The organism is Wolbachia endosymbiont of Cylisticus convexus, assembly GCF_003344345.1.
Genome location: NZ_QPIP01000190.1, coordinates 1 through 7,516 on the forward strand (window position 1 = coordinate 1; position 7,516 = coordinate 7,516).

Annotated in this window: 9 protein-coding genes and 3 pseudogenes; 11 read left to right on the plus strand and 1 reads right to left on the minus strand. The window is 34.2% G+C overall.

The window, feature by feature from the left end:
* The 11 genes and pseudogenes from Wcon_RS10105 to Wcon_RS10155 all read left to right on the plus strand — a co-directional run.
* Window positions 1-367 (plus strand): transposase (locus Wcon_RS10105; protein WP_147269143.1); only part of this gene is annotated, 367 nt, incomplete at its 5' end.
* Between the two features lie 28 nt (window positions 368-395).
* Window positions 396-758 (plus strand): annotated as a pseudogene (locus tag Wcon_RS10110) (phage tail sheath family protein); the annotation flags it as partial.
* Window positions 759-769: 11 nt separating this feature from the next.
* The gene (locus tag Wcon_RS10115) at window positions 770-1,276 is read left to right on the plus strand and encodes a phage major tail tube protein (protein ID WP_114517670.1); all 507 of its coding nucleotides are present in this window, start codon (window positions 770-772) and stop codon (window positions 1,274-1,276) included.
* A gap of 36 nt (window positions 1,277-1,312) precedes the next feature.
* Window positions 1,313-1,567 carry a phage tail assembly protein gene (locus Wcon_RS10120; RefSeq protein ID WP_114517669.1) on the plus strand — a complete coding sequence of 85 codons (255 nt, stop codon included), beginning with the start codon at window positions 1,313-1,315 and terminating at the stop codon, window positions 1,565-1,567.
* Between the two features lie 112 nt (window positions 1,568-1,679).
* Window positions 1,680-3,945: pseudogene (locus Wcon_RS10125) on the plus strand (phage tail tape measure protein).
* Window positions 3,945-4,280, plus strand: a complete 336-nt coding sequence (locus Wcon_RS10130) for a phage tail protein (RefSeq protein ID WP_237350090.1) — start codon at window positions 3,945-3,947, stop codon at window positions 4,278-4,280. The pseudogene Wcon_RS10125 and the gene Wcon_RS10130 overlap by 1 nt, the downstream one beginning before the upstream one ends.
* Before the next feature lie 16 nt (window positions 4,281-4,296).
* Window positions 4,297-4,506 (plus strand): tail protein X, encoded by a 210-nt coding sequence (locus Wcon_RS10135; protein ID WP_114517668.1) that lies wholly within the window; start codon window positions 4,297-4,299, stop codon window positions 4,504-4,506.
* A complete protein-coding gene (locus Wcon_RS10140) occupies window positions 4,507-5,442 on the plus strand; it encodes a contractile injection system protein, VgrG/Pvc8 family (protein ID WP_114517667.1) in 936 nt (311 codons plus the stop codon).
* 58 nt (window positions 5,443-5,500) lie between these two features.
* Entirely contained in the window at window positions 5,501-6,022 is a 522-nt protein-coding gene (locus tag Wcon_RS10145) for an ankyrin repeat domain-containing protein (protein ID WP_114517666.1), read from the plus strand.
* A 45-nt stretch (window positions 6,023-6,067) separates the two neighbouring features.
* Window positions 6,068-6,301 (plus strand): hypothetical protein, encoded by a 234-nt coding sequence (locus tag Wcon_RS10150; protein WP_114517665.1) that lies wholly within the window; start codon window positions 6,068-6,070, stop codon window positions 6,299-6,301.
* 12 nt (window positions 6,302-6,313) lie between these two features.
* Window positions 6,314-7,234, plus strand: coding sequence for a patatin-like phospholipase family protein (locus Wcon_RS10155; RefSeq protein ID WP_114517664.1), 921 nt, complete (start codon window positions 6,314-6,316; stop codon window positions 7,232-7,234).
* A gap of 92 nt (window positions 7,235-7,326) precedes the next feature.
* Here Wcon_RS10155 and Wcon_RS10160 read toward each other — a convergent pair.
* A pseudogene (locus tag Wcon_RS10160) lies at window positions 7,327-7,516 on the minus strand (WO male-killing family protein Wmk); the annotation flags it as partial.

A 7,516-nucleotide genomic window follows, 5' to 3' on the forward strand; every position in this document is an offset into this window, starting at 1 on the left:
TGCTTCAAGTAAAGAAATTGCTGAGAATTATCTGCTTGAGCTGGAAGGAAAATGGGGAGAAAAGTATCCTTTAGTTATAAAATCCTGGCAGAACAATTGGGAAAACTTATCCAGTTATTTTAAGTATTCTGGGCCAGTTAGGAAGCTGATTTACACCACTAATCCAATTGAGGGGTTGCATAGACAAATCAGGAAATTTACTAAAACTAAGGGTTCATTTACTAGTACAAATGCCTTGTACAAACAGGTATATTGTGCTATAAAAAAGGTAGAGCAAAAGTGGATTATGGCTCTCCCTAATTGGGCTTTAACTATGTCTCAACTTGATATTTTCTTTCCAGATAGGTTGAAAATTGAGTTGAACTAAAAATGCGGCTTGACACACTTTTTTGAACATTCCCTCAAATGGCTACAGACTTTGGGGAAATAGAACATGTTCAAATGACTCAAAATGGGCTTTTTTATCAGTGAGAAGGACTGCAGATTTAATCAATGATAGTTTACTTCGAGCTCATTTATGGGCAGTTGATCGCAATATCACTAAAACTTATATAGATGATGTGATTGAGGGGGTGAATTCTTATTTAGCCAATTTAAAAGCCCAAGGAGCTATTATCAGCGGAAAATGTTATGCAACACCAGAACTCAATACACCGGCAAATATTGCAAGCGGAAAAGTGTCTTTTGATTTTGAGTTTACACCGCCATATCCAGCTGAGCAAATAATATTCAGATCCCATCTTGTAAATATAAGTTAGGAGAAAGCGAAGTGTTACCAAAAATACTGAGAAATTTTAACGTATTCGTTGATGGTCGTGGTTATGCAGGAAAAATAGATGAAGTAACCTTGCCAAAGCTCACCATTAAAACTGAGGAATATAGAGCTGGTGGTATGGATATTCCAATAAATATTGACATGGGCATGGAAAAGCTTGAAGCAGAGTTTACGTTTTCAGAATATGATTCAGAGTTATTCAGGCTTTTTGGCCTCATAGATGGAAATTCGGTTTCTCTGACGCTAAGGGGCGGATTACAAGGCAGCGGAAACAATGATATTGAAGGAGTAATAATCAATTTAAGAGGCATTTTTAAAGAATTTGATTTTGGTAGCTGGAAACCTGCTGAAAAAGCAACGCTGAAGTGTACTGTAGCTGCTCATTACTATAAACTTACTATAGGTGGTAATGAATTAATAGAAATCGATGCAGAAAATATGATTAGGAAGATAAACGGAGTTGATCAGATGGCCTTGCTGCAAACGGTTTTAGGCATATGAAAACTTATTTGAAATTTTATTTTTTAGGAGAATTTTATGCAAACTATAACACTAAACAACCCAATTACAGTTGATGGTATTTCTGTCTCAGAATTATCGATGCGTGAACCTAAAGTAAGAGATTTACTTGCTATAGAACGTATAGAAGGAGAAGCCTTGAAAGAAGTAGCTTTAATTGCTAATCTAGCATCCGTGCCAAAAGAAGCAGTTGAAGATTTATGTATTAAAGATTATGTAGAAATACAAAAGGTGCTAAAAGATTTTTTGTCGCCGCTGGAACAGAGAACTTAAAGTATAATGTACTACTACTCAGTTCTATTTCAGGAAGTGGAATTGAGCAGATTACTAATATGGATATAAATGAATTTTTATCATGGGTAGAAATAAGTAAAGGAGTAGCAAAATGCTTTCAATAAAGATCGGTGCAACGTTAGATGGCAGTTTTAATAGTGCAATGACAGGTAGTGCAGCAAAGCTTTCTAAGTTGGGTGATAGTATAAAGCAGCTTGATTCGTCAATGAAATCTGTTTCCAAATTTAAGCAATTAAATCATGATGCCCTTGAAGCCATGAAGAATTGGAAGGAAGTGCAGAAAAAAGCAAAAGAATCAGCCGCAGCAATTGCTAAAGAAAAAAGGGAAAAAAGAGCCAAGCAAAGCACTGAGAAATGAATTCGAAAAATTGAAAGCATCGGCATCAAAGGCAAAAGAGGCTTATATCAAAAAGAGAGATGCACTACACACATTAAATGAAGAAATAAGGAAAAGTGGAAAGGATATTAAATCTTTAGTGAGGGATCAAACTAAACTTGGTTCTTCTATTGAAGTACTTAAAGGAAAATACAGTAAGTTAGGATCTGTAATACAAAAACAGCAAAATGCTTTGGCAAAAAAAGCGCATTATAGATCACAAGTAATGGAGACTATAGGGCTAGGGCTTTCACTTGCAGCGCCAATTAAAGTTGCGATTAACTTTGAAAGTGCTATGGCTGATGTTAAGAAGGTTGTAAAGTTTCAGAATGATGAGGAAATTAATAAGTTTAGTGAGAATATAAAGAAGTTATCCCATGAAATACCACTATCAGCTACAGAATTAGCACAAATAGCTTCAAGTGGTGGACAACTTGGGATTCAAAAAGATAAGTTAATTGGATTTACAACAACAGTAGCTAAAATGGCCACAGCATTTGATATGTCTGCAGAAGAAGCAGGTGATTCTATAGCTAAGCTTGCCAATGTTTATGGAATTGAGGTAGCAGGCATGGAAAGAGTAGGTAATATTATAAATCACCTTTCAGATAATAGTGCTGCTAAAGCAAAAGATATGGTCCAAGCACTTGCTATAGTTGGTGGTACTGCAAAACAGTTTGGTTTTGATATTAAACAGACAAGTAGTTTAGTAAATGCCTTTATTAGCCTAGGCAAACAACCTGCAAAAGCAGCAACTGCAATAAACGCTCTACTTAGTAAACTCCAGACCGCTGAAGGACAGGGGAAAAAGTTTAAAGCAGCATTGGAAGACGTGGGAATAACTGCAGAAGAGATGACACAAAGGATTAGCAGAAATGGCCAAGACGCACTACTTTACTTTTTTGAAACTCTGGAGAAGGTAGATAAACAGGAACGTTCGCAAATCCTTCTCGATCTCCTTGGTCAAGAATATCAAGATGATATTGCATTACTAGTTGGAAGCTTAAAGAATTATAAAGATGCCATAAATAATTTAGCTGATGAGGAAGAATTTAAACAGTCCATGCAAGAAGAGTTTAACAATCGTGCAGCAACTACAGCAAATAACTTACGATTACTGAGGAATACGATAGCAGAGGTGGGAATGAATCTGGGCTCAGTAATGCTACCTCCTTTAAAGTGGATAAGTAATCTTCTAAGAGAGATAACTAATCCCATAGCTTGGTTTGCAGAAAAATTTCCAGTTATTACTACAGGAATAATGAGCATAATTTCAGCGCTTATTATTGGTAAGATTGCAGTAGTAGGTTTTGGTTATGCATTTGCATTGGCTGGAGGTGGAATATTAACTTTTAAGGCTATTTTGCAGGGAACACTTTTGCCAGTATTAACTTCGTTATCAGCTCGAGTAATTCCAGCAGTGATCATGGGACTGAAAGCTTTAACGCTAACCAATCCTATAGGAGCTGCTATTGCTGGACTATCAGTTGGTGCAGCACTTGTAATTGCTAATTGGCAAAAGGTAAAGAACTTTTTCTCAAGTATCTGGAAATCAATTACAAAACCTATAGAAAATTGGATTGGTGTAGGAAAATTGTTTAATGATAATCCAATAAAAGCATTAGAGAAACCAGTAGAAGCAAAAATAGGCAGTACAACTAGTGAAAATAGAAGTATTTTTAGTAAAGGAAATCCTTTATTGAATAATAATGCTTTTAGTGGAATTTCGAATAATAGAACGAATATTATTGAAAGTGCTAGTGTGATTACAGAAAAAAGTTCTGTAGAAGATAATTCAGAGAAAGTTTTAAAAGACTGTGAAAAGTGTGAACAAAAAATTTTTAATCAAACTTTTACATTTAATATAAGTATAAAAGCAGAACCTAACCAAGATGTACGTAGTCTTGCTGATGCAGTAATAAAAAGAATAAGAGAAAAATCGCGTGACGTTCTGTTTGATTCAATAGAACCAATTTACTAATGCTATCACTTGGTCAGCATAAGCTTTCTCCAACAAGTTTAAGGTATAGTAAAGAAAATCGTTGGAGTACAATTGAGTGTATTGGTAAAATACCTTCATTACAAAATATTGGCCAAGGTACAGAAAATATAGACTTAGAAGGAATAATTTATTTCCATAATCTTAATGATTTAAATCAATTAAAAAGTATGAAAGAAGCTGAGGAAAATCAGGAACCAAGTATCTTAGTAGACAAATTAGGAAATGTTTTGGGAAGATTTGTTATTGTGCGGTTAAAAGAAAAGCAAACGTCGTATTTTCCATGTGGATTACCAAAAAAGATAGATTTAGCTTAAGTTTAAGGCGTTATGTATGATAGTACATTATATAACCCGAGAAAATGAAATGTTAGATTACATATGTTTTAAACACTATGGATATAGCTCTGGAGCAGTAGAAATAGTATTGGAGGAAAACTATGGACTTGCAGAGCATGGAAGTTTTTTGCCTGCAGGATTAAAAATTAGGTTACCTACAATACAAGAGCAATTAAAAAAATCGAAGTTAAAAGTGTGGGAATAAATGAAACCTGAATTTAGTATTCAAGGAATAAAAGATCATGTAATATCGGTGCACCTTACTGATGAATCTGGTACTATAGATGATGTCGCAGAGGTATGCGTTGATTATGGCAATGAAAATGTAGAAGTTCCAAATGAATTGAACATAGCACTAGGTTATAAGGAAACGGGAATCTTTCCAATGGGTATATATAAAGTCAACGAAGTTACGATACAAGGCCCACCTAAGACCCTACTAATCAAAGCTCATGCAACAAATTTAAGAATATCTTTGAAGGCAAAAGTATCAAAAGAATGGCATCAAATTACCATAGAAAACTTAGTAAAAGAAATAGCCCAAAAACATGGATATGGATACAAAGTCGCTGAGGAATTTAAAAACGTACTTATAACTCACATTAATCAAACTGAGGAGAGTGACATAAGCCTTCTAACGAAAATAGCAATAGAGCGTGAAGCAATGGTAAAATTAGCTGGTGGGTATATATTATTTATTTCAAAAAACATGGCAAAATCAGCCACAGGAAAAGCTTTAGGAACAACGACTATTAGACCTCAAGATACAATTAACTGGAAAGTGCATTTTACTGTACGTGATAAATACAATTCAGTAGTAGCAAAATGGCATAGCTATGAAAAGGGTAAAACTATTAAAGAAACAGTTGGTAGTAGCGAGCCAAGTTATATTATGCTAGAAATCTATCCAAATGCAGAGTCAGCACTAAGTGCAGCAAATGCCAAGTTAAAACAATTGAAGCGTAACAATGAAACTTTAGATATAACTATGCCTGGTAATCCAGAATTATTTGCAGAAGCTAAACTTAATCTTATAGGTTTTAATCAAGCGGTAGATGGTGAATGGATAGTTAATAGAGCAGAGCATAATTTAAATAGCTCAGGTTATCTTACTATATTATCAGCATCTTTAAGCAAATGAAAACGATGTTAAGGAAAAATAAGTATATAGTCTATTCAATGTAAAGAAACTACGGAATATGAGTCAACTAAAATGTAATGAAAAGGATAAAATACATTTTGTATGGTTTATAATATTAATGGTATGTGTTGTTATTACATATTGCTACCAAAAATCCAAAGCTAACGAGAATTACAGAAAGATACTACAAGTAGCTACTGTAAGTTGTAGTTTAGAAACAACGAGATTTTTAGTAAAAGATATAATACCAAACTTAAGCGAAACGGCATTACATTATGCAGCAAGAGAAGGATGCTTAGATACTATTAGATTTTTAATAGTAGAAGAGAAAGTAAATATAAATGCAATCGATAAGAATGCTTTTAAAAGGACAGCTTTACATCATGCTGCAGGTGAAGGACATTTAGGAATTGTAAGGTTCTTATTAGAAAAAGGTGCGAATCCTAACATAAAAGATAATGACGGAAAAGGAGCTAGAAAAATGGCTGTAATGGCATTGCGACACGATAAAAACAAACCTTATAAAGAAATAATAAAGTTACTGGCTAGAGCAGAGGAACAGTACAAATCAGAGAAGTAGTTACTATAAAGTAGCTATCCATAATAAATCCATATTTAAGTAATTATGCAAAATCAAAAAATCCCAATCGCAGTAATTGTAACGATGTTAATACAGACGGTAGCGGCGATTTGGTGGCTTGCCAAGCTAGATTTACGGGTTCACATTCATGATAAATTTATAGAGCAGAACAACGGATTGACCGTTACGGTATACCGGCTTGAGGAGAGAATAAAAAATCTTTCTGAGGAATTGGATGAGTTTAAATTACACGTTCTAAGCGGAAAAATCAAATCTTAACCTAAACTCACAATGATTAAATACATTTTATCCGTTGATGGAGGTGGAATTAGAGGCATCATACCAGCCATTATACTAGCAGAAATAGAAAAAAGAGCAAGAAGAACTATAGCTAAAATCTTTGATCTGATGGCTGGTACTTCAACAGGTGGTATTGTTGTTGCTGGGTTATGTAAAAAGGATGAACAAGGAAATCCTCAATACTCTGCCAATGATTTGGTTGAACTTTACCAAGAGTATGGACCATATATTTTTAAGTCTTCATTCTTTAGACGATCAATACTATCTTGGTTTAATTGTGCACAATACCCACACAAAAACATCGAATCGATATTAGAAAAATATTTTGGTGATGATACTCTACAAAACACTTTGAGTAATGTACTGCTTACCAGTTATGATATTCATAACAACCATCCTTTCTTTTTTAAGAGCTGGAAAGAAGATAGAAATTTTATCAAACTCAAAGATGCATTAAGAGCCACAACTGCAGCTCCAACATATTTTGCACCTAAGTATCTTAAGGTCAACCAAAAAGAAATGGTACTGGTGGATGGCGGAGTATTTGCGAATAATCCAGCTGCTTGTGCATATGCAAACAGTAAAAAACTTTTCCCTAACGAAGAAATCGTTCTGGTATCAATTGGCACAGGTCGGCTATCTAATCGAATCAAGTACAGGAAATTAGGGAAAATAGCTTGGATAAAACCGTTACTAGATGTGATGTTTGCTTCGAGCCTTGATGTAGTAAATTATCAGATGAGTAATGTAATGGACGAAAAGTATATAAGAATACAATCACAACTGACAATAGCGTCTGCTGAGATGGATAATGTAACACCTAAAAATATTAAATTTCTACAGCATGAGGCAAATGCAATGATAGAGGAAAATCAAAAAGTAGTCGATAAATTCTGTGATGTTTTATCTTGATACGTAGAAATGCCAAAAAAATTCTGCAGAGCTAAATAAGGGTTTAGAATAGATAATATATTAACCATTTTTACTTATATCTTAAACACAATTCAATTTTCACACTCACCTAACTCATCAACAGTTAGGCCACTTGCTCGCAAAATAACATCAGTAGAAACACCCGCCTTCACTAGATTTTTTGCAACCCTGATTTTCTCTGCTTTTTTAACTTTTTCCTTGCCACTTTTCATATCTTCAGATAGAGATTTGACTAATGCATCTAATGATTCTTGTTCTCTG

Coding starts and splice junctions, on each gene's coding strand:
- Wcon_RS10120 (WP_114517669.1), top strand. CDS start 1,313: ATGCAAACTATAACACTAAACAACCCAATTACAGTTGATGGTATTTCT.
- Wcon_RS10130 (WP_237350090.1), top strand. CDS start 3,945: ATGCTATCACTTGGTCAGCATAAGCTTTCTCCAACAAGTTTAAGGTAT.
- Wcon_RS10135 (WP_114517668.1), top strand. CDS start 4,297: ATGATAGTACATTATATAACCCGAGAAAATGAAATGTTAGATTACATA.
- Wcon_RS10140 (WP_114517667.1), top strand. CDS start 4,507: ATGAAACCTGAATTTAGTATTCAAGGAATAAAAGATCATGTAATATCG.
- Wcon_RS10145 (WP_114517666.1), top strand. CDS start 5,501: ATGAGTCAACTAAAATGTAATGAAAAGGATAAAATACATTTTGTATGG.
- Wcon_RS10150 (WP_114517665.1), top strand. CDS start 6,068: ATGCAAAATCAAAAAATCCCAATCGCAGTAATTGTAACGATGTTAATA.
- Wcon_RS10155 (WP_114517664.1), top strand. CDS start 6,314: ATGATTAAATACATTTTATCCGTTGATGGAGGTGGAATTAGAGGCATC.